A 23,889-nucleotide genomic window follows, 5' to 3' on the forward strand; every position below is an offset into this window, starting at 1 on the left:
TGGCGGCCCCGCCGATCACGCTTCGGAGGGTGTCTGGACCGGGGCTTCGACAGCCTCGGCCTTGACCTCTTCTTCTGCGACCTCGACCTCGGCCTCGGCCGGGGTCTCGTCGACCTCGACCTCGGACTCGTCCGTGGCCTCGTCGGTCGCGTAGCCCTGGCGCTCCGCCTTGCGGGCGGCCTGAGCCTCGCGAGCCTCGGCCATGGCCTCGGTCTTCTTCTTGTGCGGACCAAGAACCATGATCATGTTCCGGCCGTCCTGCTTCGGGTTCGACTCGATGAACCCAAGTTCCTCGACGTCCGAAGCGAGACGCTGCAGCAGTCGGAAACCCAGCTCGGGGCGGGACTGCTCACGACCACGGAACATGATCGTGATCTTGACCTTGTCGCCCTGCTTGAGGAACCGGACGACATGACCCTTCTTGGTGTCATAGTCGTGCGGGTCGATCTTCGGCCGGAGCTTCATCTCCTTGATGACCGTGTGCGCCTGGTTCTTGCGCGCCTCACGGGCCTTCATGGCCGACTCGTACTTGAACTTCCCGTAATCCATGAGCTTGCACACGGGCGGACGGGCGGTCGCCGCGACCTCGACCAGGTCGAGGTCGTACTCCTGTGCCAGTTCCAGGGCCTTGGCCAGCGGGACAATGCCCACCTGCTCGCCGCTGGGTCCGACAAGTCGCACCTCGGGAACGCGAATCCGGTCGTTGATGCGGGGCTCGGCGCTGATGGATCCTCCTCGGTAGCACCACGCTGCTGCCTGGAGAGCAGCCGCGTAACGTCTGTTGCTGACGACCAACCGAGCGGGAACACAAAAAATGCCCCGACGGGACACAGGCGGGAGCTCCAAGAAATACCGGAGCACCGCCGCGTACTACCGCGGGGCGCACATCGGGCAACTTCCATCGTCCGTACGGAACGATGGGCGCTGCCTGACCGGTGACCCGCCGTCCGTGAGGACAGCCAGGTGGGAGATCGGAGCCTCCACTTGTGGGCCGGACACACACGTGTCTGGCCGGTCGTTACACAAGGTTAGCACCCGAGGGGGGATGGGGCTAATCGGGTGCACGGCCCTTTATCGTGTGCGTCATGAGTGACGAGAACGCCGAGAGCACAGAGCACCTCGAAGAAGCCCCCAGCTTCGACGCCATGACCCGCGACATCGCGGACGTTCCCGCGGTCGAGGTGATCACCACGGTCGCAGTGCATCTGATGAGCGCGGCCGCCGTCAACCTCGGCCTGGCCGAAGAGGGCGAGAAGCACAAGGACCTGGACGAGGCCCGGAAGCTGATCCATGCGCTGGCCGGTCTGCTGGACGCCGGCGCGACGGAGATCAGCTCCTTCCACGCGGCGCCGATGCGTGACGGTCTGAAGTCGCTGCAGCTGGCCTTCCGCGAAGCCTCCGTGGCGCCGGACGAGCCCGGCAAGGGGCCCGGCGAGAAGTACACCGGGCCCGTCTACGGCTAGGCCTTCACGCCGGTGATCTCCGCCACGACCTCGGGTCCTGGCGCGTTGTTCGCGGGGTGCGTAAGCCGGTGCGCGAGCGCCGCGAGCACCCCGCCGACCAGCGGGGCCAGGATGAACAGCCAGAGCTGGGAGAGCGCCGCGGTGCCCGCGAAGAGCGCGGGGCCGATGCTCCTGGCCGGGTTCACCGACGTACCCGTGAGCGGAATGCCGATGAGGTGGATGGCGGCCAGCGCCAGCCCGATGGGCAGCCCGTCGAAGCCGGTGACCGCGACCTTGTGCGTCACCGCCAGGACGACGAAGACCAGCAGGAAGGTCAGCACCACCTCGACGATGAAGGCGCCGCCCACGTTGATGTGGACGTCCGAGCGGTCTCCGTAGCCGTTGCTGCCGAAGGCTCCGCTGGTCTTGAGGCCCGGGACCTGCTTGGCGACCAGGAAGAGCAGGGCCGCGCCGGCGATGCCGCCGAGCAGTTGGGCGACCCAGTACTCGACTGCCGTACGAAGGTTGATCCGCCTGGCCGCCAGCATTCCGAGCGTGACGGCCGGATTGACGTGGCAGCCGGATATGGGGCCCAGCGCGTAGGCCAGGGCGAGCAGAGTGAAGCCGAAGGCGAGCGCAATGCCGATGGCAGTGATGTACTCGCCGGCGAGAACCGCTGCTCCAACTGCGAAGAAGACCAGGAGCAGAGTCCCGAGGAACTCCGCCGCAATCGTCCGAGTCTCCGTCTTCATGGGGTACACCTCGCGAAGATTGTCTGATTTCTCCGCAATTATTCGCCCAGTTGACGGATTTTGCCTGTTCTGTCTCAGCGCGTGAACAGCGGCGGGTTGGGTGCAGGCGCCTCCGGCGGCAGCAGCGCGAGGTCCAACCCCCTTACCAGGCGCGCCCGTAGCGTCTCGTCGGCCGCCAGTGCGGAGGCGACGGAGCGGGCCACCGATGCCGGGTCCACGTCTGGCGCAATGACCAGAACGAGCGTGCCGTCCGCCTGACCCGGCCCCAAGTGGGCTCTCATCACAGAGAGTTGCGATTCCACCACAGAACGTACAGCTTCGGTGACGGCGGGATCGTCGAGCGGATCCGCACTCGTACGGCCTTCGGCGAGCGCGCGCAGCGCCGCACCCTTCAGCTCGTAGGCGACAGGCCCGGCGAGGTCGATGACCACCGTGTCGGCCTTCTCGTGAGCGGCCGCCTGCAGCGCCTGGTGCAGCGGTACGGCCACCGGGCGGGCCTCCGGATCCCAGCGGGCGAGCGACTCGATGGACGTGAAGGCGGGCAGCGCGCGGCGGTCGCCGGCCTGGAGCGTGGGGACCGCCATGTCGCTCGTCTTCTCCCGGCGCAGCCCGTCCTCACCCGTCTCCACCTCGCCCAGTACGGCGACGACCGGGACCAGGAGTCGGGCCTCGCGGAGTGCCGCGAGCAACTGCGGTTCGGCTGTGCGGTCCGCCGACCAGGCGGCGAGGGCCGAGGCCAGACGGGTGTCGGCGGTGCCGTCGTCGTCGGAGAAACCGGGGTCCGGGATGTTCTTGAGCTCCACGCTGCGAGCGTAGCTTCCGGGCGGGGGCGGCTTTCTCACCGGGGCTTCAGCTCGGGCACAGCACCTGCCCAGGTTCGCTTTCTAGCGTCCGCCCCATGCCCCGTACCCACTCGCGCCCGAGGCGCGGCGGACGAAACCGCCTGTACGTGTCCGCGGCCGCCGTCGTGGTGGCCGTCGGGGGCGCATATACGGCCCTGCCCACCATCGAGGCCTCGTCGCGGGACATATCCTCGGCTCCGTCGTCGAATCCATCGCATACACGGACCGTGGCGGCGAGCGAGGAGCCCGCAGTGGACTATGACGCAGTGCTGGCCGGGGCGATGAAGTCCGTCGTGCCGGGCGCGGACGCCGCGGTGTCGGTGGCCGTGCTCGATGTGCGCAGCGGGGAATCGGCGGTGTACGGGGACGGTGCGTTCGACACCGCGAGCATCGTCAAGGTCGACATCCTCGCGGCGCTGCTGCTGCAGGCGCAGGACGACGGGCGCTCGCTGACCGCGCAGGAGAAGACGTACGCGACCTCCATGATCGAGAACAGCAGCAACGCATCGGCGACGGCCCTGTGGGACGCGATCGGCGGCGCCGACGGCCTCGATGCGGCGAACGAGCGGCTGGGGCTGACCGGCACCACGGGCGGCGACGGGCCCCGGTGGGGACTGACGCAGACCACTGCGGCCGATCAACTGACGCTGCTCAAGGCCGTGTTCGGGTCCGGCTCGGGATCGGGCCCGGCGCTGGATGCGGAGTCGCGCACGTACATCCGGGGACTGATGGGTCAGGTCGAGGCCGACCAGCAGTGGGGCGTGTCCGCCGCGGGCAGCAGTTGGGAGCTCAAGAACGGCTGGCTGCCCAGGAGTGCCACCGGGCTGTGGGACATCAACAGCATCGGGCAGGTCACCGAGGACGGTCGCAGCTATCTGCTCGCGGTGCTCTCCGACGGCAACGTCTCGCAGAAGGCGGGCATTTCACTGGTCGAGGCCGCGGCGGCAGCGGCCGTCAGCGCCATGTCCGGCGCCGTCTGAACCCGCCGCGCCAGATGACCACGGCCCCGCCGGCCAGCCCCACCCCGCCGCTCGCCGCGAGCGGGACGAGCCAGCCGGAGGGGTCTCCGTCCTTCTGTACGGCGTCGGGTCCGGTGCCGAAGTACGTGCTGCGGTAGCGGGCGGGAGGCGCCTCGGGGGTCAGTTTCGCGGCGGCCGCGATGGCGGCGGGGGTGTCGATGAAGCCGTAGCCGCGGGCGTCGTCCCTGCCGCCCTGAGGGGCGTTGCGTGCCGTGTCCGTGAGGAGCTTCTTGATCTGGGCCGGGTTCAGCTTCGGCTGGGCCGCACGCAGCAGGGCGACCGCACCCGAGACGTAGGCCGAAGCCGCGCTGGTGCCCCAGCCCTCGTAGTACTTGCGGTCGGGGTCGGCGATGACCACGCCGACGCCGGGGGCGCTGACGGTGGCGTACCAGCGGCGGGTGGAGAAGGAGGCGTGGGTGCCGCTCTGGTCGACGGCCGCGACCGCGATCACCCCGGGGTAGGCGGCCGGGTAGGAGATGTGGTCGCCGTCCTCGCCGCCGTTGCCGGCCGAGGCGACCACGACGGCGCCCTTGGCCAGCGCGTACTGCACCGCCGCGTCCTCGGCGGCCTCCGGGTGGGCGGAGGCGCTGTCGTCTCCGAGGGAGAGGTTGATGACGTCGGCGCCGTGGTCCGCGGCCCAGCGGATGCCCTCGGCGAGTGCGCTGCCCTTGCTCGTACGGGCCTGCTTGCGGGCCGGGTCGGTGGACTCCAGGATCACCCTGACCGGCAGGATCTTCACCCCGGGCGCGATGCCGAGCACTCCGTCACCGCCGCCCGCGCCGTGCCCGTGGCCTGCGATGATCCCGGCCATCGCGGTGCCGTGGCGGGCCCAGGGGCGCTCGCCCTGCTTGGCGCCGAAACCGATGAAGTCCTTGGTGGGAAGCACCTGTCCGGTCAGATCGGGATGGCTCGCGTCGACCCCGGTGTCCAGAACGGCGACCGTGATCCCCTTGCCCTTGGTGGTCCGCCAGACCTGCTCGGCGTGCATCGCGCCCAGCTCCCACTGCTGGGCGCGGATGGAGTCGGCGTGGGCCGCGGCCGGCGGCAGCACGGCCACCAGGACCGTGGTGAACACGGCGAGAAGGCCTCGGCGTCTCATCGGCCAGGGAATCAACGAGGAGCCTCCGTGGCCTTGGCGACCGAGGCGCGTACGCCGCGCTCGATGCGCTCTTCGATGCCCTTGGCGTCGTGGCCGAGTCCGGCCTGGCCGGCGGCGGTTGTCGCACCGTCCATGACGGCCTGGTGCGCGGGCTGGGGGTCGGTGACCGTACGGCCGTCGGCGAAGCCGGTGACGGAGTACACGACGACCGGTGCGTCGGTCAGCACGCTCACCGTCCAGCTCGCGCGCTGCTTGTCGCCGAAGGCCGCCGCGTCGGTGGCCTTGACCGGGAAGGTGCGCGGGATGAGGTCGGTGCGCTCCGACAGTCCCTCACGGCTGAAGCGGTTGCGCAGCGCGGCCATGGCTGCCGGGTCCGCCTCGGTGAAGACCATGCCGACCGTGGTCACGCTGGAGTGGGTGGCGTCGGTGTAGGTGGCGCGCAGCATCCGTACGCAGCCGACCGGTTGGAGGACCTTGAGGAGCAGCGCGTCGAATCCGCCCGTGCAGGTGCTGTCGGGGGCGACCGCCAGCCGGGTCCAGGTGCGGTCCGCGCCGCCGGGGCCCGCGCCGGCGCCCTTGAGGGTGCGCGGGAAGAGCGAGTCGACGGGGCTGGAGTGCCAGAGGCCGCGCGCCTCGGTGTACGCGGTACGCGCGCTGGGCTCGGCCGAGCTGTCCCCGGTGAGCCAACTCCCGGCCACCGCACCGCCGATGAGCCCGAGGCCGAGCACCATGCAGGCGGCCGCCGCCGCGGTCCTGGCCGGGTGGCGGCCGGAGACGGGGCGCAGCCGGGTGGTCATCTCGGCCGGGTGCTCGGCCGCGTACGGGCGCGGCTGCGCGTACTGCGTGGGCGGTCCCGCGCCGGGCCGGGGCGTGAGGTCCACGGCACCGACCGGCCTGCGCCGGCTCGGCGCCGGCGGCGGGGGCCCTGGCGGGAGCGGGGGCGCCACCGGGCGTGGCGGCATCTCGGGCGGCAGCGGAGCCGCACCGGCGCGCGGCGCCGTGCGCGGAGGTGCCTTGACGGGGCGCAGCCGGGTCGTGGTCTCGGCGGGGGCCTCGGGCGGAGGGCCCGCGGGAGCGACCGGGGGCGTACGCGGGGGTGTTGTCGGCCGCGGCGGAACAGGAGCGCGTCGCGCTTCGGTACTCATCCCGCCCCCAGGTCATCGGTCTTTCCGTAACTCTAAGGGCTGGCACCGACGGTGCAGGAACCAGTGTTCCGGGCTGCGGCATCTGCCCGGAACATCCCCCTACCCTGCGGTAATCACATCTGGCAGGCTTCGGTCATGACGCCCCGTGCTGCAGACCGGACCCGGTACGACCGGGCCACCGCCCACCTCGACGCCCCCGTGGCGATTGTCGATCTGGAGGCGTTCGACGCCAATGCCCGCGATCTGGTCCGCCGCGCGGCGGGCAAGCCGATCCGGGTGGCCAGCAAGTCCGTTCGGTGCCGGGCGCTCCTGGAGCGGGTCCTCGGGCAGGACGGGTTCGCGGGGATCATGTCCTTCACGCTGGCCGAGTCGCTCTGGCTGGCACGGTCGGGCTTCGAGGACGTACTGCTCGCGTATCCGTCGGCGGACCGTACCGGATACGCGGAGCTGGCCGCCGACCCCAAGCTGGCGGCCGCGGTGACGGTGATGGTCGACGACGTGGCGCAGCTGGAGCTCATCGACCGGGCGCGCGACGGCGGCGCCGAGGAGATCAGGGTCTGTCTGGAGCTGGACACCTCGCTGCGGATGCTCGGCGGGAAGGTGCGCATCGGCGCCCTGCGCTCCCCGCTGCGCGAGCCTGCCCAACTGGCCGAGCTGGCACGGTCGGTGGCCCGCAGGCCGGGGTTCAGGCTGGTGGGCCTGATGGCGTACGAGGGTCATGTGGCCGGCGTCGGGGACTCGATCGCGGGCCGCCCGCTGCGTTCGCGCGCGGTGCGCCTGATGCAGTCCGCGGCCCGCAAGGAGCTCGCGGCCCGGCGGGCGGCCGTCGTACGGGCGGTCCGTGCGGTGGTGCCCGACCTGGAGTTCGTCAACGGCGGCGGAACCGGCAGCGTCCAGCACACCGCCGCCGAGGACGCGGTGACGGAGATCGCCGCCGGGTCGGGGCTCTATGTGCCGCGCCTCTTCGACAACTACACCTCGTTCACGGGCCGCCCGGCCGCCCTCTTCGCCCAGCCGGTGGTGCGCCGCCCGGGTGTCGGCATCGTGACGGTCCTCGGCGGGGGCTATCCGGCCTCGGGGGCGGCGGGCCCGGACCGGCTGCCGGTTCCGTACCTCCCCGAAGGGCTGCGCTACGACCCGCAGGAGGGCCCCGGCGAGGTGCAGACCCCGCTGCTCGGCTCGCCCGCCGACGATCTGCGACTCGGCGACAAGGTGTGGTTCCGCCATGCGAAGGCGGGCGAGCTGTGCGAGCGGTTCGACGCGCTGCAGCTGGTCGAGGGTGACAAGGTGACGGCCACCGTCCCGACGTACCGGGGCGAGGGCCACACCTTCCTGTAGGGCCTAAAGCGGGGTGACGTACGCCCCCGAGATCCCGCCGTCGACCAGGAAGTCGGTGGCGTTGACGAACGAGGAGTCGTCGCTGGCCAGGAAGGCGACGGCGGCGGCGATCTCGTTCGCCTCGGCGAAGCGGCCCAGCGGGATGTGGACGATACGGCGGGCGGCCCGCTCGGGGTCGCTCGCGAACAGCTCCCGCAGCAGCGGGGTGTTGACCGGTCCCGGGCAGAGCGCGTTGACGCGGATGCCCTCGCGGGCGAACTGCACTCCCAGCTCACGGGACATCGCGAGCACCCCGCCCTTGGACGCGGTGTACGAGATCTGCGAGGTCGCGGCACCCATCCTGGCCACGAAGGACGCCGTGTTGATGATCGAGCCCCGGCCCTGGCGCTGCATGTACGGGATGGCGGCCTTGCAGCACAGGTAGACGGAGGTGAGGTTGACGTCCTGGACGCGCTTCCACGCTTCGAGGCCCGTGGTGAGGATGGAGTCGTCGTCCGGCGGTGAGATGCCCGCGTTGTTGAAGGCGATGTCGACGCTGCCGTAGGTGTCGTACGCCGTCTTGAACAGCGCCTCGACCTGCCCGGCGTCGGTCACGTCCACGCGCACGAAGGTGCCGCCGACCGCTTCTGCCGCCGCCTTGCCCGCGGTTTCGTCGATGTCGCCGCAGACGATGTGGGCGCCCTCGGAGGCGAGGCGGTGGGCGGTGGCGAGGCCGATGCCGCTGCCGGCGCCGGTGATCACGGCGGTGCGGCCGATCAGGCGGCGGCAGACGGGGGTGGTGTCGGTCATGGGTGGTCAGGCCTCCGTGGAGATGAAGACGTTCTTGGTTTCGGTGAAAGCGGCGAGGGCGTCGGGGCCCAGCTCACGGCCGAGCCCGGACTGCCGGTAGCCGCCGAAGGGGGTCCAGTAGCGCACGCTGGAGTGGGAGTTGACGGAGAGGTTGCCCGCGCGGACCGCCTGGGAGACGCGCAGGGCGCGGCCCACGTCGCGGGTCCAGATCGAGCCGGAGAGGCCGTACGCGGTGGCGTTGGCGAGGCGTACGGCATCGGCTTCGTCGTCGAAGGGGAGGACCACCGCGACCGGCCCGAAGATCTCCTCGGTGGCGGCCGGGGAGTCGGGGGCCTCGGCGGTCAGGAGGGTCGGCGGGAACCAGAATCCGGGGCCGTCGGGGGCGCTCCCGCGGATCGCCTCGGCTTCGCCGGGTACGTAGCGACGCACCCTCTCCAGCTGCGACCTGGAGATCAGCGGGCCCATCTGGGTCTTCTCGTCGAGCGGATCGCCGACGACCACCGAGGTGATCCCCGGGGCGGTGAGCTCGAGGAAGCGGTCGTACACGCTGCGCTCCACCAGGATGCGGGTGCGCGCGCAGCAGTCCTGCCCCGAGTTGTCCAGGAAGGACATCGGGGTGGCCGCGGCGGCCGCTTCGAGGTCGGAGTCGGCGAAGACGATGTTGGGGCTCTTGCCGCCCAGTTCGAGCGTGAGCCGCTTCACGCGGTCCGCGCACTTGGCCATGATCTGCTTGCCGACCCGCGTGGAACCGGTGAAGACGATCTTGGCGACGCCGGGGTGTTCGACCAGCGCGTCGCCCGCGGTGTCCCCCGCGCCGGGCAGGACCTGGAAGAGGTGCTCGGGCAGGCCTGCTTCCAGGGCGAGTTCGGCCAGGCGCAGCGCGGTGAGCGGGGTGGTCTCGGCGGGCTTCAAGAGTACGGCGTTGCCTGCCGCCAGTGCGGGGGCCGTGCCCCAGGCGGCGATCGGCATCGGGAAGTTCCAGGGGGCGATCACGCCGATGACGCCGAGGGGTTCCAGGAGGGTGATGTCGAGGCCGCCGGGGACGGGGATCTGGCGGCCGGTGAGGCGCTCCACTCCCCCGGCGGCGTAGTCGAGGAGGTCGCGTACATTGCCCGCCTCCCAGCGGGCGTTGCCGAGGGTGTGGCCGGCTTCGCGTACCTCCAACCGGGCCAGTTCTTCGATGTGTTCGTCGACGGTGGCCGCGAATCGGCGGAGCAGCCGGGCACGGTCGGCGGGGGCCGCGGCCGCCCAGCCGCGCTGGGCCGCGGTGGCCCGTACCACCGCCGCGTCGACTTCGGCGGCAGTCGTCGCATGGACGGTGGCGACGACCTCTTCGGTCGCCGGGTTGAGGATGCTGTGCTGCACGTCAGAGCCTTTCGAAGGAGCGGCGCAGCTCCCAGTCGGTGACCGCGGCGTCGTAGGCCTCCAGCTCGACGCGTGCCATGTTGCGGTAGTGGGCGACGACTTCCTCGCCGAATGCGGCCAGGGCGATGGGGCTGGCGGACCAGAGCTCGGCTGCCTCGCGCAGGGTGGTCGGGACGTGCTCGTAGTCGGCCGTGTAGGCGTTGCCCGCGCACGCTTCGGGGAGTTCGAGCTTGTGCTCGATGCCGTACAGACCGGCCGCGACCAGGCCCGCGACGGCCAGGTGCGGGTTGACGTCACCGCCGGGGAGGCGGTTCTCGAAGCGCATGGAGCGGCCGTGGCCCACCACGCGCAGCGAGCAGGTGCGGTTGTCGTGGCCCCAGGCGACGGCGGTGGGGGCGAAGGAGCCGGGCTGGAAGCGCTTGTAGGAGTTGATGTTCGGTGCGTACAGGAGGGAGAAGTCGCGCAGGGCGGCCAGCTGGCCGGCGAGGAAGCGCCGCATGACCTGCGACATCCCGTCGGGGCCTTCGCCCGCCATGACGCTCCGGCCCTCCTGATCTTGGAGGGAGAGGTGGATGTGGCAGGAGTTGCCCTCGCGCTCGTTGAACTTGGCCATGAAGGTCAGCGAGACGCCCTCCTGGGAGGCGATCTCCTTGGCCCCGGTCTTGTACACCGCGTGCTGGTCGCAGGTGATCAGCGCCTCGTCGTACTTGAAGGCGATCTCGTGCTGCCCCGGATTGCACTCGCCCTTCGCGGACTCGACGGTCAGTCCGGCGGCCGCCATCTCGTTGCGGATGCGGCGCAGGAGGGGCTCGATACGGCCGGTGCCCAGGACCGAGTAGTCGATGTTGTACTGGTTCGCCGGGGTGAGGCCCTGGTAATTGCGGTCCCAGGCCTGCTCATAGGTGTCGTTGAAGACGATGAATTCGAGCTCGGTGCCGACGTGCGCGGTGAAGCCGTGCCCGGCGAGACGCTCCAGCTGGCGGCGGAGGATCTGGCGCGGCGCGGCGACGACGGGCGAACCGTCGTTCCAGGCGAGGTCGGCGACGAGCAGGGCCGTGCCCTCGTTCCAGGGGATGCGGCGCAGGGTGGCGAGGTCGGGGTGCATGGCGAAGTCGCCGTAGCCGCGGTCCCAGGAGGACATGGCGTAACCGTCGACGGTGTTCATGTCCGTATCGACGGCGAGCAGGTAGTTGCAGCCCTCGGTGCCGTGTTCGAGGACTTCGTCGAGGAAGAAGGGTGCGGCGAACCGCTTGCCCTGGAGGCGCCCCTGCATATCGGGGAAGGCCAGGACGACGGTGTCGATCTCGCCACTGTCGACAAGGCTGCGCAGCTCGTCGACGGTGAGCGCGGGCGGGCGGACTGGCACGGGCGGATCCTCTCCTCACGGGCCGGAAGATGATCCAAACGTAGGCTCTGGGCAAGGGATTTGGATACGGTGCCGGTTATTTCCGCGTGCCGCGACAGCGAGGAGCCTGCACGTGAGCCGTCGTCCGCTGATCGGGATCAGCACCTATCTGGAATCGTCCACCCGCTGGGGCGTCTGGGACCTGCCCGCCGCCCTGCTGCCCGCGGGCTATCCGTGGCTGGTGCGGACGGCCGGCGGCCTCGCGGCGATGCTGCCGCCCGACGACCCCTCGGCGGCGGCGGAGGTGGTGGCCCGGCTGGACGGTCTGGTGATCGCGGGTGGTCCCGATGTGGATCCCGTACGGTACGGGGCCGAGCGCGACCCCCGGTGCGGACCCGCCGCCCCGGAGCGCGACGCCTGGGAACTGGCGCTGATCGCGGCGGCATTGGAGTCGGGGACGCCCCTGCTGGGGATCTGCCGGGGGATGCAGCTGCTCAATGTGGCGCTCGGCGGGACGCTCGTACAGCATCTGGACGGTCACCGGGGCGAGGTCGTCGGGGCCTTCGCCGCGCACCCGGTCAAGCCCGTGCCGGGCACGCGGCTGGCCGGGGCCGTGCCGGAGGAGACGAGCGTGCCCACGTACCACCACCAGAGCGTGGACCGGCTGGGACGGGGGCTGACCGCATCGGCGTACGCGGCCGACGGGACCGTCGAGGCGCTCGAACCGGCCGGTGGGGCCTGGGTGCTCGGGGTGCAGTGGCATCCGGAGATGGGCGAGGACCTGCGGGTCATGGAAGCGCTGGTGCGAGCCGCTTCCTGAGCCAGCCGAGGGCCGCGGCGCCCTGCGCGCCCTGGAAGGCGCGGAGGGTGGGCAGTCCGGGCGGCGGGGGCTGCAGGGAGCCGCGTACGAAGTAGCCGGTGAGCGCGGCGAGTACGGCGGTCACCGCGTCCGGGTCGGCGTCCCGCCCCAGCGGGTGCCGCAGGAAGAGCTCCTGCGGATCCGGGCCGCCCTGGGCCGCCACGCACGGCAGCATGACCAGCAGATCGAACCAGGGCACGGCCCTGCAGGCGTGCGGCCAGTCGACGAAGACGACCCTCTCAGGGGTGAGCAGGATGTTGTCCGCGCGCAGATCGCCGTGGGCGAGGGTCTCGCCGCGTGCGGCATCGGCCCAGCCGTCGGCGAGGTGGGCGAGGGTGTCCAGGTGGCGGCCGGCCCAGGGGTCGAGAGCGTCCCGCTCCCCGGGATCACCGGCCTCGGCCAGCTTGCGCCAGCCACTGAAGTCGCCGGACAGGACGTCGGCCGCGTACGGCACTTCGACGGGTGAGGGGGTGAGCCTGTCGGAGAGATCCCCGACGGCATCCAGCACGCGCGCGAGCTGCTCGCGCTGCCAGGGGATCTGCGGCTGGTGCCCGTCGATGTCCTCGAAGGCGAGCACGACCCAGTCGCCGTCGTCGTACGCACCGAGCAGCCGGGGCGCCGGAACGCCGTCCGGAAGTGCGGCGGCGTTGCGCGCCTCGGCGCGGTGGAAATGCGGGCTGCGCGCGTTGGCGCCGGCACTGACGGCCTTGACGAAGGCGCGCCGCCCGTCGGCGAGCAGGAGCCGGGCCGCGAGACCGGGCGAGAAGCCGCCGGACTGGGTCGCCGCGGCCTCGACCTTCGCCCCGAGGAGTTCCTCGACGGCGCGCCGGACGGCGGCGGGCAGCTCCTCCCAGGGGAGGCGTACTCCTGCGGCGGGCGGCGCGGCGGCTCTCATGACCGTATGGTCCGCGCCGCGCCCGCCGGACACCAGTGGATTTCCGCGGTGGTGCGGTCAGATACGCCCGCCCGTGAGGCGGGTGACCGGGCCGTGGGCGTGGTGTTCGCTGTGGCGGCCCGCCATGTACGAGGCGGCGCTCAGCACCGCGGCGCCCGCCCCCGCGCCCATCACCAGCGCCTTGCGCGAGGTGATCAGCGTCCAGGTCGTCGTGGCCGCCGCCACGACCTGGCCCGAGGCGGATTCGATGGCCTGGCGGCCGGCCTGCACGCCCTTCAGGGCCGCCTGTCCTGCGGTGCCCGCCGCGTCCGTGGCCGTGCCTGCCGCGTCCTTCGCGGTCTCCGTCGCCTCCTTGGACTGGGTGAGCGCCGCATCGGCGTCGCTCTTGGCCGCCTTGGCGGTGCGGCGTGCGGCGGTTCCTGTGCTGTGGGTTGTCTTGTTCTGATCAGTCATACGTTTCGGGTTGCCCGAGGCGCGCCCGGCAAACCGGCGCCTTCACCGCCGGGGCGTGTCAGGACCAGCAAGTCCCGCGCCGGACCCGCAGGTTGGGGTCCGGTGGGCCAGACGGCGCGCAGATCGCGGCTGAGCCTGATGCCCTCGACCGGGATCTTCACCAGGCGGCGGGACGCGAGTTCCTCCCGTACGGCGAGCTCGCTCAGCACGGAGGGGCCCGCGCCGCTGACGGCCGCCGCCTTGACCGCGGTGGTGGAGGCGAGTTCGAGGAGGGGGGCCGCGAGGCCGCCGTGCGCGGCGAGTGCGGCGTCCAGGACCTGACGGGTCCCCGAGCCCTGTTCGCGCAGGATGAGGGCGGTGGCGGCCAGTTCGCCCGGGGTGAGGGGCGACCGGCGGCGGGCCCAGGGGTGGGTGGGCGCCGCGACGACGATCAGGCGGTCGCGGCCGATGACCGTACCTTCCAGGCCGTCCGGGACCGCGAGGCCCTCGACGAAGCCGAGGTCCGCCTCGCCGTGCAGGAGGTGTGCGGCGACCGCGACGGAGTTCCCGGCGAGGAGGGAGACCGCGGTGTCCGGACGCTGGGTGCGCAGTGCGATGAGCCAGCCGGGGAGCAGGTACTCGGCGATCGTCATGGACGCGGCGACGCGCAGCCGCGAGTCGCGCCGGTCGCGCAGCGCCTGGGCGCCCGCGTCGAAGGCCTCGGCCGCCTCGACGATCCGGCGCGCCCAGTCGGTGACGAGGACGCCCGCGTCGGTGAGCCGGGAGCCGCGCGGGGAGCGCTCGACCAGGACGACGCCGAGCCTCGCCTCCATCGAGCGGATACGGCCGCTGGCGGCGGGCTGGGAGATGCCCAGTTCGCGGGCCGCCTTGCCGAGACTGCCGTGGCGGGCGACGGCGAGCAGCAGCTCCAGGGCGGCGAGGTCGGGGACGCGGTGGGACAGCGGGCTGCTCATAAGCCGAGCTTATGCCCTCATAGGTACGCGGTCCCTGGTGGGCGGTCCCGCGCGACGGGACCCTGGTCCCATGACCGTCCTCGCTCAGTCCCGCCCCTACGCGGCCGCCCCCGCCGCGCTGCGCCATCTCGGCCCCAACTGGTACGCCCCGGTGATGGGAACGGCCATCGTCGCGACGGCTGGGGCCGCCCTTCCGGTGCACATCCCCGGGCTGCCGTTCGTCTGGGCGCTGTCGGCGGTCATGCTGCTCGTGCTGCTCGTGGCCCGCGCCGGGCACTGGACCTTCCACCGGGACCAGGCCCGCGCCCATCTCGACGACCCCACCGTCGCCCCCTTCTACGGCTGCCTCTCCATGGCCCTCACGGCGGTCGGCGGCGCCACCCTGGCCGTGGGCAGCGCCTGGACGGGCACGTCGACGGCGGTCGCCGTCGACGCGGTGCTGTGGAGCGCGGGTCTGGTCACCGGGCTGGTGGCCGCCGCGGGGATCCCGTATCTGATGGTGGTGCGCCACCGCGTCGAGCCGGGCAGCGCCTCACCGGTCTGGCTGCTTCCGGTGGTCGCCCCGATGGTGTCCGCCGCCGTCGGCCCCGGTCTGATCCCTCATCTGCCCGCGGGGCAGTGGCAGGAGGCGATGCTCCTGGGCTGCTACGCGCTGTTCGGGGTGAGCCTGCTCGCCACCCTCGTCATGCTGCCGATGGTCTTCGCCCGGTTGATCACCTCGGGTCCGCTGCCCCTCGCGCTGACGCCGGCCGTCTTTCTCGTACTCGGCCCGCTGGGCCAGTCCACGACCGCCGTCAACCAGCTGGCGGACGTCGCGCAGGGCGCGATCGGGGCTCCGTACGCCGACGCGTTCAGCGCCTTCGCCGTCGTCTACGGGGTCCCGGTGCTGGGCTTCGCCCTGCTCTGGCTGGCGCTCTCGGTGGCGCTGGTGGCGCGGGCCGCCCGCCGAGGGATGCCGTTCACGATGACCTGGTGGGCCTTCACCTTCCCCGTCGGCACCTGCGTGACGGGCGCGGCGGGACTGGCACGGCACACCGGCCTGGTCGCCTACCAGTGGCTGGCGGTGGCCCTGTGGATCGTGCTCGTGACCGCCTGGGCGGTGGCCGGGATCCGTACCGTACGAGGACTGGCCGCCGGCCGGCTGCTCGCGGCCCCGGTGAAGGTCTAGGTCCGAAACTGGCCTAACGGCAGGGCGCGTCGTCCGAGGACTGGCGGGCCGTGGTGGTCTGGGCCGTCGCGTCGATGTGGTCGGCCACGGCGACCAGCAGGATGCGGGTGGAGGCGAGGGTGGCGCGCCAGCGGTGGCGTACCCCGCCGGACAGATAGAGGGTGTCGCCACGGCCCAGCAGATAGACCCGGCCCTCCGCCTCGACCTCGGCGGCGCCCTCCACCACGTACATCAACTCGTCGTTGCGGTGCAGGAATTCACGGCCCGCGTCGTGCTCGCCGGTGAACTCCAGGGCCTGCATCTGATGCTGTCCGCGCACCAGCAGCCGCACACCCGCCTCGGTGTCCGCCTCGGTCTCCGGGTCTTCCCCCGCTTGTACGAGGTCGACCACGCGCGCCGCGTCGGCGGCGGTCAGCAGCCGGTCGGCGGTCGTTTCCAGCGCCTCGGCGACGCGGTGCAGGGAGCGGGTGCTGGGGCGGGCGCGCTCGTTCTCGATCTGGCTGAGGAAGGGAACCGAGAGGCCGCTGCGTGCGGCGACGGTGGTGAGGGTCAGGCCGAGACCGCGGCGGCGCCTTCTGACGGCCGCGCCGACCCGGAGCACGTCCTTTTCGTCCGGCTTCTGATCCGACATCGCGCCTCCCCTCCCGTCCGGTCGCACCACCATAGTGCGCGGCGGGCTCAGAGGGAGTGCCAGTACAGCAGCTGACCTGCTTCGCCCGCTGCCGCTCCCTCGCTCGGGATGAACACGCTGACCAGCAGGGCGGGCGTGCCGTCCGGGGCGGTGATGCGGGTGGCCGAGGGGTTGGCGAAGGCCGTGCTGCCGCCGTGGGTGCGCAGGGCGGCGAGGACGGCCCGGCCGCTCTTGGGGTCGTAGACGTAGGTGCGCCAGCTGGCGAAGTCGCCGCGCCTGCCCTGGCCCTCGACCAGCAGGAGTCGGTGTCCCTGGTAGGTCACCGGGTCGCGGTCGCCGATGTTCCCGCCGTCGCCCCAGGCGTAGAGCGCACGGTCGATCCGCGTGTCGGGCCGCGCCTGCCAGGTGGTGAAGTCCGTGAGGGTGGCGCGCAGTTGGTGGTCGGTGTCGCAGCGGTTGCGGTAGTGGCCGGTGAGCTCGATGGTGCCGCCGTGCACGGAGGTGATGCTGGGGGTTCCCTCGGCGCAGGCGGAGAGGGTGCGCGGTGCGTCGAAGGCACGGTCGGCGTGTCCGGCGATGAGCGCATCGAGGTCGCGGTAGCCGCGTACGGCGATGTGGTTGTGCGGGTCCTGCTCCCAGGCGAGCACATAGCGGCCGCCGTCCGCGCGGGCGAGGTCCGGCTGGGAGGTTCCGGGGCCGAAGTCGTGGCGGCGCTGCCAGTGGAGCAGGTCGGTGGAGGTGGCGAGGGCTGCGTGGAAACGGCCGTCGGCGAGCATCGAGTGGTAGACGGCCAGATAGCTGCCGTCGGCGGACTGGACGATCTCTGCGGCGTCCATGGTGTGCCCGGCGGAGTCGGTGGCGTTGTACTCATGACCGTCCGACGCCTGGACGTCCTCGATCGACGAGGCGAGAGCGGTGGCGGCCGCCGCGACGGGCGTCGCGTCGGCGGTCCGTATCTGCGCGAGGGCGAGAACTGCGGCGAGGGCGACCGCGGCGAGGGCCACAGGCCGTCGCAGGGTGGTGGCGGTCGACTGCTGCATCTGGCCGACACTAGGCGCGGGCAGCGACCGCGCGGACAGCGCGAAGGGGTGGGCTTCGCCACACCACGCCGGGACTGTGTCCTGGCTGTGCGACGCCGCCCACCCCTTACGGAGCGAAGGAGTTACCGGCTCGCTGGGACTACTGCGGAGCCATCTTGTCCTCGTACCCCGGGTGGGCCTTCAGCCACGCGTCGACCGCGTCGGCCTCATGCCCCTTGCCCTTCTTGTTGATCTCGTTCTCCAGGCCGGCGAGTTCGGACTCGCTCATCTTGAAGTTCTTGATCCACTGAGTGAGCTGCGGGTACTGCGAGGGGAAGTCCTTGCTCGTGATCGTGCGGATCTTGTCACCCGCACCGAACGCGACCTTGGGATCCGCCAGCTTGGTGAGCTTGTACTCGTTGTACGCCCAGTGCGGCGACCACAGAAGCACCGCGATCGGCTCCTTCTTGGCGTACGCGGCCTTCAGCTCGGTCAGCATCGCCGGCGTCGACCCGGAGACGATCTTGTACTCCTTGTCGAGGCCGTACCCCGGCAGGACCTTGTCCTTGAGCGCGGCCATCACGCCGGTGCCCGGCTCGATGCCGATGATCTTGCCGCCGAACGTGCTGCCCTTGCCCTTGAGGTCGGCGAGGGACTTCACGTCCTTGACGTAGGACGGGACGGCGACCTCGAGAGAGGTGGGGCTGTACCAGGACCCCAGGTCGTTGAGGTTCGCCTTGTTCTTCTCCCAGTACGTCTTCTGCGTCGTCGGCAGCCACGCGTCGAAGTTGATGTCGAGGTCGCCCTGCGCGAGCCCGGTGTAGACCGGGCCGACGTCGGACGGCGTCAGGTTCATCTTGTAGCCGCGGTCGGCGAGCACGCGCTTCCACAGATTCACGACCGCGATGTTCTCGTCCCACGCGAAGTACGCGGCGTTCAGCGGCCTCTTCGACTCGCCCGACCCCGAGGACTTCTTCGGCAGCGGGGCGATCTTGTCGACCACGTCCGGGTTCGCCTTCAGCCAGGACTGCACGGCCTCCTGCTGCTTGCCCTTGCCGGCCTTGTTGATCTCCGCCTCGAGACCGGTGAGCTGCTTCTCCGTCATCTTGAAGTTCTTCAGCCACTTGCCGACGGTGGGGTTCTCCTTGGAGAAGCCCTTGCGCGCCAGCGTGTGCACGCCGTCGCCCTTGCCCCAGGCACCCTTCGGGTCCTTGAGCTTCTTCAGGTCGAAGTCGCTGTACGCCCAGTGCGGGGACCAGAGCGTCGTGACGATCGGTTCCTTCTTCGCGTACGCGGCCTTCAGCTCGGCCAGCATCGCGGGCGTGGAGCCGTCGACGACCTTGTACTCCTTGTCGAGGCCGTACTCCTTGAGGACCTTGTCCTTGAGGATCGACATCATCCCGGCGCTCGGCTCGATGCCGGTGATCTTGCCGTCGAAGGTGCCGCCCTTGCCCTTGAGGTCATCGAGCGAGTCGATGCCCTTCATGTACGAGGGCACACTGAGCTCGAGCGAGGTCGGGCCGTACCAGGAACCGAGGTCCTCCAGGTCCTTGCCGTACTTCTTCCAGTACTCGGCGTGCGTCGTCGGCAGCCAGGAGTCCGTCTGGAAGTCGACATCGCCCTGCGCGAGAGAGGTGTAGAGCGGGCCGGCGTCGAGCTGGCTGGTGGTCACCTCGTAACCGCGCTGCTCCAGGACCTCCTTCCACAGGAAGGTGGAGGCGACGCCCTCGTCCCACGGGATGTAGCCGATGTTGACCTTCTTGCCCTGGCCCACGTTCTTCGCGTCCGAGGTGGTGGCCGGCGACGACGTACCGCCGAAGACGCCCATGCCGCCCGCGACGAGCGCGAGAGCGACCACACCGGCGAGTGCGGCGACGGGCTGCAGCTGGTAGTTCCAGAGCTTCACGCCCTGCGCGGCCCGCAGCTTGGCGAGCGCGCGGCGGCCGAGCGGGGAGACCTGCTGGCCCAGGCCGCTGGTGATGCGGTCCAGGAAGACGGCCAGGATCACGATGGCGATGCCGCCCTCGGCGCCGAGTCCGACGTCGAGCTGGCCGATCGCCTGGTTGACGTCCGCGCCGAGACCCTCGGCGCCGACCATGCCCGTGAGGGCGGCCATGGACAGGCCCAGCATGATGACCTGGTTGACACCCGCCATGATCGTCGGGAGTGCGAGGGGGAGCTGGACGCGCAGGAGGGTGTTGCGCGGCGAGGTGCCGAACGCCTCGGCGGCCTCGACCAGTTCCTTGTCGACCTGCCGGATGCCCAGCTCCGTCATGCGCACACCGGGGGCGAGCGCGAAGACGAGGGTGGCGACGATGCCCGCGGGCGCGCCCATCCGGAAGAAGAGCAGGGCCGGGATGAGGTAGACCATCGCCGGCAGCGTCTGCATCAGGTCCAGGACCGGGCGGACGATCGAGCTGACCGTCTGGGAGCGGGCCGCCCAGATGCCGACGGGCACGGAGATCACGAGGGCGATGACCGTGGCGACGAGCACCAGGGACAGCGTCATCATCGCGTGGTCCCACAGCTCGAGGGAGATGATGAAGGAGAACCCTACGAACGCGAGGACGCCGCCGAGCAGACCGCGCAACCACCAGGCGATGAGCGCGAGGATGCCGGCCATGAGCAGGGACTCGGGGGCGGACAGGACGTCGTAGACGCCGTCGTACGCGCCCTCGAAGATCGTCTTGAAGAAGTCGAACAGCCAGGACATGTGGTCCAGAAGCCAGTCGACGGTGCTGTTGACCCAGTCACCGAAGGGAATCCTAGGCACTGGCGACCGCCTTCTTCGTGGGGGCGGCGTCACAGGGGACGGGTCCCTCGGCGTACTCCCCGAGGAAGCCGACGAGCCGCGACTGATGCACGACACCGACGAGCTTGCCCTGGGCGTCCTTCACGGTCACCGGGTGCGGCACGCGCGCGGCCACTCCGCAGAGGTCGTTGAAGCTCGTGTCAGGAGTGACGGTCTCGCAGCTGCAGCCGCTGCCCGCGTCGGGGCGGTGCGGGTCGGTCATCATCGAGGCGGCGGTGAGCACCCGGGTGCGGTCGACGTCCTTGGTGAAGGAGGCGACGTAGTCGTTGGCCGGGTTGATGAGGATGTCCTCGGCGGTGCCGTTCTGGACGATCTCCCCGTCGCGCATGACGGCGATACGGTCGCCGAGGCGCATGGCCTCGTTCAAGTCGTGGGTGATGAAGACGATCGTCTTCTTGAGCCGCTTCTGCAGCTCAAGGAGCTGGTCCTGCATGTCACGGCGGATCAGCGGGTCGAGCGCGCTGAACGACTCGTCCATCAGGAGCAGGTCGGCGTCGGTCGCCAGGGCGCGGGCCAGGCCCACGCGCTGCTGCATACCGCCCGAGAGCTCGTCGGGCCAGGACTTCTCCCAGCCGGCCAGACCGGTCATCTCCAGTGCTTCGGTGGCGCGCTTCTCGCGCTCCGCACGCGGTACGCCCTGGACCTCCAGGCCGTAGGCGGCGTTCTCCAGCACGCTGCGGTGCGGGAAGAGAGCGAAGTGCTGGAAGACCATGCTGATCTTCTTGGAGCGCACGGCACGCAGGTCACGGGCGCTCAGCGCGGTCAGATCCTGGCCGTCGAAGAGGACGCGTCCGTCGGTCGGCTCCAGCAGGCCGTTGAGCATGCGCAGAAGCGTGGACTTACCTGATCCGGAGAGACCCATGACGACGAATATCTGGCCCGGGTCGACACTGAACGAGGCGTCGATCACGGCGGCGGTCGTCCCGTCGGCGCGCAGCTCGTCCCGGTCGGTCCCGCCCTTGAGCCGGGTCACAGCTTCGTCGGGTCGTCTGCCGAAGACTTTGTACAAGTGCTCGGCCTGCAGCCTGGACACATACACCTCACGCGTTGAACGGAAAACGACCTGGCACCCCCGTGTCGACAGGTCGTGGAGCGACACGGGTTCGGCCCGCTCTCACCTGTCCGTTACTTGAAATTGGGACAGGTTTCGCTCCGATGCCGCGCCTGCCCTCGTTTATGCGCACCAAACACAGGAGTGAGCCAGCTCACCAGCGGTGACTGTCAGTGCGGTACGGCATCATCGAGTGATGACCCGACGTCTGATGCTTCTCGACACCGCTTCCCTCTACTACCGCGCGTATTTCGGGGTCCCCGATTCGGTGCGCGCACCCGACGGCAGCCCGGTCAACGCCGTGCGCGGGCTGCTCGACTTCATCGCACGCCTGGTCCAGGACCACCGTCCCGACGACCTGGTGGCCTGCATGGACGCCGACTGGCGTCCGCAGTGGCGGGTGGACCTGATCCCCTCGTACAAGGCGCACCGGGTCGCGGAGGAGACGGAGGAGGGACCCGATGCGGAGGAGACGCCGGACACTCTCGCCCCGCAGATCCCGGTGATCGAGGACGTACTGGACGCGATCGGCATCGCACGCGTGGGTGTCGAGGGGTACGAGGCGGACGATGTCATCGGCACCCTCGCGGGCCTTGCGCGGGGACCCGTCGACATCGTCACCGGCGACCGTGACCTGTACCAGCTGGTCGACGACGCCCGCGGTGCGCGGGTGCTCTATCCCCTCAAGGGCGTCGGGAATCTGCAGCTCACCGACGAGGCGGTGCTCCGCGAGAAGTACGGCGTGACCGGCTCGGGGTATGTGGATCTGGCGCTGCTGCGCGGCGACCCGAGCGACGGTCTGCCCGGCGTTCCCGGCATCGGCGAGAAGACCGCGGCCAAGCTGCTCGACGCGTACGGCGACCTGGCGGGGATCATGGCCGCGGTCGACGACCCGGCAGCGAAGCTCACCCCCTCCCAGCGCAAGAAGCTGGACGAGGCCAGGCCCTACATCGCCGTCGCCCCCACCGTGGTGCGGGTCGCGTCGGACGTCCCCCTGCCGGAGTTCGACCCCGCGCTGCCGAAGGAGCCGCTGGATCCCGCGACGCTGGACGAGCTGGCGGCGCAGTGGGGCCTGGGCGGCTCTCTTCAGCGCCTGCTCACCACGCTCTCGGCCTAGAGTGCTAACTTAGGCAAACCTAAGCGATACGTGATCAGGGGAGAGCTCCGTGGCAGAACAGCCCGTCCGCAAGGCGCCGCAGTCCCGCGAGGCGCAGGTCCTCAGCACCGAGCGGATCACACCGCACATGGTGCGCCTCGTGCTCGGCGGCGAGGGGCTGTCCGATTTCGACGCCACGGAGTTCACCGACCACTACATCAAGGTGCTCTTCGCCCCTGAGGGTGTGAGCTATCCCGAGCCGTTCGCGATGGACCGCATCCGCGAGGAGTTCCCGCGCGAGCAGTGGCCCGTCACCCGTACGTACACGGTGCGCGCCTGGGACGCGGTGCAGCGCGAGCTCACCGTCGACTTCGTGGTCCATGGCGACGAGGGTCTCGCGGGTCCTTGGGCGGCACGGGTCCAGCCCGGCGCGAAGGTCAACTTCCTGGGCCCCGGCGGCGGTTACACCCCCGACCCGGCCGCCGACTGGCACCTCCTGGTGGGCGACGAGAGCGCACTGCCCGCGATCGCCGCCTCCCTGGAGCGCATGGCGCCGGGCGCGGTCGTCCGCGCCCTCGTCGAGGTGACGGACTCCTCGGAGGAGCAGAAGGTCGCCTCCCCCGACGGCGTGGAGATCACCTGGCTGCACCGCGGCGACGCCCCGGTGGGCAAGGCCCTGCTCGCCGCCGTACGCGAACTGGACTTCCCCGCGGGGGACGTCTGCGCCTTCGTCCACGGAGAGGCGGGCTTCGTGAAGGAACTCCGCCGTCATCTGCGCCTGGACCGGGAGGTTCCGCGCGAGAACCTCTCGATCTCGGGCTACTGGCGGCTCGGTCAGACCGACGAGGGCTGGCGCGCCATCAAGCGCGACTGGAACGCGCAGGTCGAGGCCGAGCAGGAGCAGGCCTCCGCCTGACCGGCCCGGGCTCGCCCCGCCCTCGTACTAGACGGACTTCCGGTACGAGCAGAAGGTGCGCGTGGAGAGCCACACCGCGGCGACGGCCAGGGCGAGCAGCGCGCCGCCCCGGCCGAGCACCACGCCCCGGTCCGGGTCGGCGGACATCGCCGAACGGCCCGCGAGCATCGCCCAGTTGACCGGGTTGAAGTCCGCGATGTGCTGCATCCAGGACGGCATCACGAAGGCCGAAGTGAGGAACGCCGCCGACAGCATCAAGAAGGTGCGCCGAATGCATCGCCGCTTTCGCTCATCTCAATAGCGGTGCCCATGAGCCGAGGGCTAAAGGTTCCCGTAACGTGCAGTGGCGGGAGCTGATAAGCGGGCGGAATCTCCGTCCCTTCATACGACCCCAAGGCCTCGATGACGGCCTTCCAGGTCCCGTCCTCCAACCACTCGCGCGAACGGTTGTACACGGGCCTCCATGAAGGCCACCGATCCTTCGGAACATCCTTCCATGCGATCCCCTCCCGCAGCTTGTGCAGGACCCCTTCGAGCAACAGGCGCATATCCATGCAGTCGGAGCGGCCCGCCGACGGAATGACCGCACAGACGCGCTCCCACTGCTCACCGGTCAACGGCGACGGGACCAGCAAATCCCGCCTGCTCGGCCACGTCCAGCATCTCCTGAGCTTGGGCTCAGCCGGCCGATCACCGCGGTTGGTGGACCACGGCCTTGACGCCCGACTGGCACCCGGAGCAAGCCGCCGAGTTCAACAGCGCGGTCTGGCCCCTGCCTGGGCTCCGCGCTGTGGGCGCTGCGAACCACCGGCTTCGAGGCGGCGTTGGGTGCGGCGATCAACCTCGGCGGGGACGCCGGCACCGTGAGCACTTAGGTGCCCCCCGGACACGGCTGCGTCA

The 23,889-nt window shown here is 70.7% G+C and carries 23 protein-coding genes and 2 pseudogenes; 8 read left to right on the forward strand and 17 right to left on the reverse strand.

Features of this window, described 5'->3' with window-relative positions; translation table 11 throughout:
• Positions 1-15: 15 nt before the first annotated feature.
• On the reverse strand, positions 16-795 hold the full coding sequence (gene infC, locus AB0H78_RS15600; RefSeq protein WP_363234906.1) for a translation initiation factor IF-3: 780 nt from the start codon (positions 793-795) through the stop codon (positions 16-18).
• A 290-nt stretch (positions 796-1,085) separates the two neighbouring features.
• Here infC and AB0H78_RS15605 point away from each other — a divergent pair, with 290 nt between their 5' ends.
• A complete protein-coding gene (locus AB0H78_RS15605; RefSeq protein ID WP_363234907.1) occupies positions 1,086-1,463 on the forward strand; it encodes a DUF1844 domain-containing protein in 378 nt (125 codons plus the stop codon).
• Here the strand turns inward: AB0H78_RS15605 and AB0H78_RS15610 are convergent.
• Together AB0H78_RS15610 and AB0H78_RS15615 are read right to left on the reverse strand one after the other, a co-directional pair.
• Positions 1,460-2,194, reverse strand: a complete 735-nt coding sequence (locus AB0H78_RS15610) for an MIP family channel protein (protein WP_363234908.1) — start codon at positions 2,192-2,194, stop codon at positions 1,460-1,462. The genes AB0H78_RS15605 and AB0H78_RS15610 overlap by 4 nt on opposite strands.
• A 74-nt stretch (positions 2,195-2,268) precedes the next feature.
• A complete protein-coding gene (locus AB0H78_RS15615; protein ID WP_363234909.1) occupies positions 2,269-2,997 on the reverse strand; it encodes an SseB family protein in 729 nt (242 codons plus the stop codon).
• A gap of 95 nt (positions 2,998-3,092) precedes the next feature.
• On the opposite strand from AB0H78_RS15615, the gene AB0H78_RS15620 reads away from it, so the two are divergent.
• Positions 3,093-4,016, forward strand: coding sequence for a serine hydrolase (locus tag AB0H78_RS15620; protein ID WP_363234910.1), 924 nt, complete (start codon positions 3,093-3,095; stop codon positions 4,014-4,016).
• Here AB0H78_RS15620 and mycP read toward each other — a convergent pair.
• Together mycP and AB0H78_RS15630 are read right to left on the reverse strand one after the other, a co-directional pair.
• Complete coding sequence (gene mycP / locus AB0H78_RS15625; protein WP_363234911.1) at positions 3,991-5,154, reverse strand: type VII secretion-associated serine protease mycosin; 1,164 nt, start codon at positions 5,152-5,154, stop codon at positions 3,991-3,993. The genes AB0H78_RS15620 and mycP overlap by 26 nt on opposite strands.
• An 11-nt stretch (positions 5,155-5,165) precedes the next feature.
• Positions 5,166-6,035, reverse strand: coding sequence for a hypothetical protein (locus AB0H78_RS15630; RefSeq protein WP_363234912.1), 870 nt, complete (start codon positions 6,033-6,035; stop codon positions 5,166-5,168).
• 399 nt (positions 6,036-6,434) lie between these two features.
• Between AB0H78_RS15630 and AB0H78_RS15635 the strand changes: the two genes are divergently transcribed.
• Positions 6,435-7,637, forward strand: a complete 1,203-nt coding sequence (locus tag AB0H78_RS15635) for an amino acid deaminase/aldolase (RefSeq protein WP_363234913.1) — start codon at positions 6,435-6,437, stop codon at positions 7,635-7,637.
• Between the two features lie 3 nt (positions 7,638-7,640).
• Here the strand turns inward: AB0H78_RS15635 and AB0H78_RS15640 are convergent, their stop codons facing one another.
• From AB0H78_RS15640 to AB0H78_RS15650, 3 genes are read right to left on the reverse strand one after another with little or no spacing between them, the layout of a single operon-like run.
• Positions 7,641-8,426, reverse strand: coding sequence for a 3-oxoacyl-ACP reductase (locus AB0H78_RS15640; RefSeq protein WP_363234914.1), 786 nt, complete (start codon positions 8,424-8,426; stop codon positions 7,641-7,643).
• Positions 8,427-8,432: 6 nt separating this feature from the next.
• Complete coding sequence (locus tag AB0H78_RS15645; protein WP_363234915.1) at positions 8,433-9,791, reverse strand: aldehyde dehydrogenase family protein; 1,359 nt, start codon at positions 9,789-9,791, stop codon at positions 8,433-8,435.
• A 1-nt stretch (position 9,792) separates the two neighbouring features.
• Positions 9,793-11,157, reverse strand: coding sequence for a glutamine synthetase family protein (locus AB0H78_RS15650; protein WP_363234916.1), 1,365 nt, complete (start codon positions 11,155-11,157; stop codon positions 9,793-9,795).
• A gap of 112 nt (positions 11,158-11,269) precedes the next feature.
• Between AB0H78_RS15650 and AB0H78_RS15655 the strand changes: the two genes are divergently transcribed.
• A complete protein-coding gene (locus tag AB0H78_RS15655; RefSeq protein WP_363234917.1) occupies positions 11,270-11,956 on the forward strand; it encodes a gamma-glutamyl-gamma-aminobutyrate hydrolase family protein in 687 nt (228 codons plus the stop codon).
• On the opposite strand, the gene AB0H78_RS15660 is transcribed toward AB0H78_RS15655, so the two are convergent.
• From AB0H78_RS15660 to AB0H78_RS15670, 3 genes are read right to left on the reverse strand one after another with little or no spacing between them, the layout of a single operon-like run.
• Positions 11,925-12,890, reverse strand: coding sequence for an aminoglycoside phosphotransferase family protein (locus AB0H78_RS15660; protein ID WP_363234918.1), 966 nt, complete (start codon positions 12,888-12,890; stop codon positions 11,925-11,927). The genes AB0H78_RS15655 and AB0H78_RS15660 overlap by 32 nt on opposite strands.
• A gap of 57 nt (positions 12,891-12,947) precedes the next feature.
• Entirely contained in the window at positions 12,948-13,343 is a 396-nt protein-coding gene (locus tag AB0H78_RS15665) for a hypothetical protein (RefSeq protein WP_363234919.1), read from the reverse strand.
• Complete coding sequence (locus tag AB0H78_RS15670) at positions 13,340-14,296, reverse strand: LysR family transcriptional regulator (RefSeq protein ID WP_363234920.1); 957 nt, start codon at positions 14,294-14,296, stop codon at positions 13,340-13,342. Before AB0H78_RS15670 ends, AB0H78_RS15665 begins: the two co-directional genes overlap by 4 nt.
• 70 nt (positions 14,297-14,366) lie before the next feature.
• On the opposite strand from AB0H78_RS15670, the gene AB0H78_RS15675 reads away from it, so the two are divergent.
• A complete protein-coding gene (locus AB0H78_RS15675) occupies positions 14,367-15,464 on the forward strand; it encodes a TDT family transporter (protein WP_363234921.1) in 1,098 nt (365 codons plus the stop codon).
• 13 nt (positions 15,465-15,477) lie between these two features.
• Here AB0H78_RS15675 and AB0H78_RS15680 read toward each other — a convergent pair whose 3' ends face one another.
• The 4 genes from AB0H78_RS15680 to AB0H78_RS15695 all read right to left on the reverse strand — a co-directional run bounded on the left by AB0H78_RS15680 (position 15,478) and on the right by AB0H78_RS15695 (position 20,959).
• Positions 15,478-16,095 (reverse strand): XRE family transcriptional regulator, encoded by a 618-nt coding sequence (locus tag AB0H78_RS15680; protein WP_363234922.1) that lies wholly within the window; start codon positions 16,093-16,095, stop codon positions 15,478-15,480.
• A gap of 47 nt (positions 16,096-16,142) precedes the next feature.
• The gene (locus AB0H78_RS15685; protein WP_363234923.1) at positions 16,143-17,135 is read right to left on the reverse strand and encodes a hypothetical protein; all 993 of its coding nucleotides are present in this window, start codon (positions 17,133-17,135) and stop codon (positions 16,143-16,145) included.
• Between the two features lie 139 nt (positions 17,136-17,274).
• The gene (locus tag AB0H78_RS15690) at positions 17,275-19,887 is read right to left on the reverse strand and encodes an ABC transporter permease/substrate binding protein (RefSeq protein WP_363234924.1); all 2,613 of its coding nucleotides are present in this window, start codon (positions 19,885-19,887) and stop codon (positions 17,275-17,277) included.
• Positions 19,880-20,959 carry a betaine/proline/choline family ABC transporter ATP-binding protein gene (locus tag AB0H78_RS15695; RefSeq protein ID WP_363234925.1) on the reverse strand — a complete coding sequence of 360 codons (1,080 nt, stop codon included), beginning with the start codon at positions 20,957-20,959 and terminating at the stop codon, positions 19,880-19,882. Before AB0H78_RS15695 ends, AB0H78_RS15690 begins: the two co-directional genes overlap by 8 nt.
• Before the next feature lie 229 nt (positions 20,960-21,188).
• Between AB0H78_RS15695 and AB0H78_RS15700 the strand changes: the two genes are divergently transcribed.
• Positions 21,189-22,094, forward strand: a complete 906-nt coding sequence (locus AB0H78_RS15700) for a 5'-3' exonuclease (RefSeq protein ID WP_363235155.1) — start codon at positions 21,189-21,191, stop codon at positions 22,092-22,094.
• Positions 22,095-22,143: 49 nt separating this feature from the next.
• Positions 22,144-22,989, forward strand: coding sequence for a siderophore-interacting protein (locus AB0H78_RS15705; protein WP_363234926.1), 846 nt, complete (start codon positions 22,144-22,146; stop codon positions 22,987-22,989).
• 27 nt (positions 22,990-23,016) lie between these two features.
• Here the strand turns inward: AB0H78_RS15705 and AB0H78_RS15710 are convergent.
• Both AB0H78_RS15710 and AB0H78_RS15715 read right to left on the reverse strand, forming a co-directional pair.
• Positions 23,017-23,253 (reverse strand): annotated as a pseudogene (locus AB0H78_RS15710) (ABC transporter permease); the annotation flags it as partial.
• The gene (locus AB0H78_RS15715; protein ID WP_363234927.1) at positions 23,244-23,624 is read right to left on the reverse strand and encodes a transposase; all 381 of its coding nucleotides are present in this window, start codon (positions 23,622-23,624) and stop codon (positions 23,244-23,246) included. The gene AB0H78_RS15715 and the pseudogene AB0H78_RS15710, both read right to left, overlap by 10 nt.
• 53 nt (positions 23,625-23,677) lie before the next feature.
• On the opposite strand from AB0H78_RS15715, the pseudogene AB0H78_RS15720 reads away from it, so the two are divergent.
• Positions 23,678-23,858: pseudogene (locus AB0H78_RS15720) on the forward strand (ADP-ribosylglycohydrolase family protein); the annotation flags it as partial.
• Between the last annotated feature and the right edge of the window lie 31 nt (positions 23,859-23,889).

It is taken from the genome of Streptomyces sp. NPDC050738 (assembly GCF_040654175.1).
Taxonomy (GTDB): Bacteria; Actinomycetota; Actinomycetes; order Streptomycetales; family Streptomycetaceae; genus Streptomyces.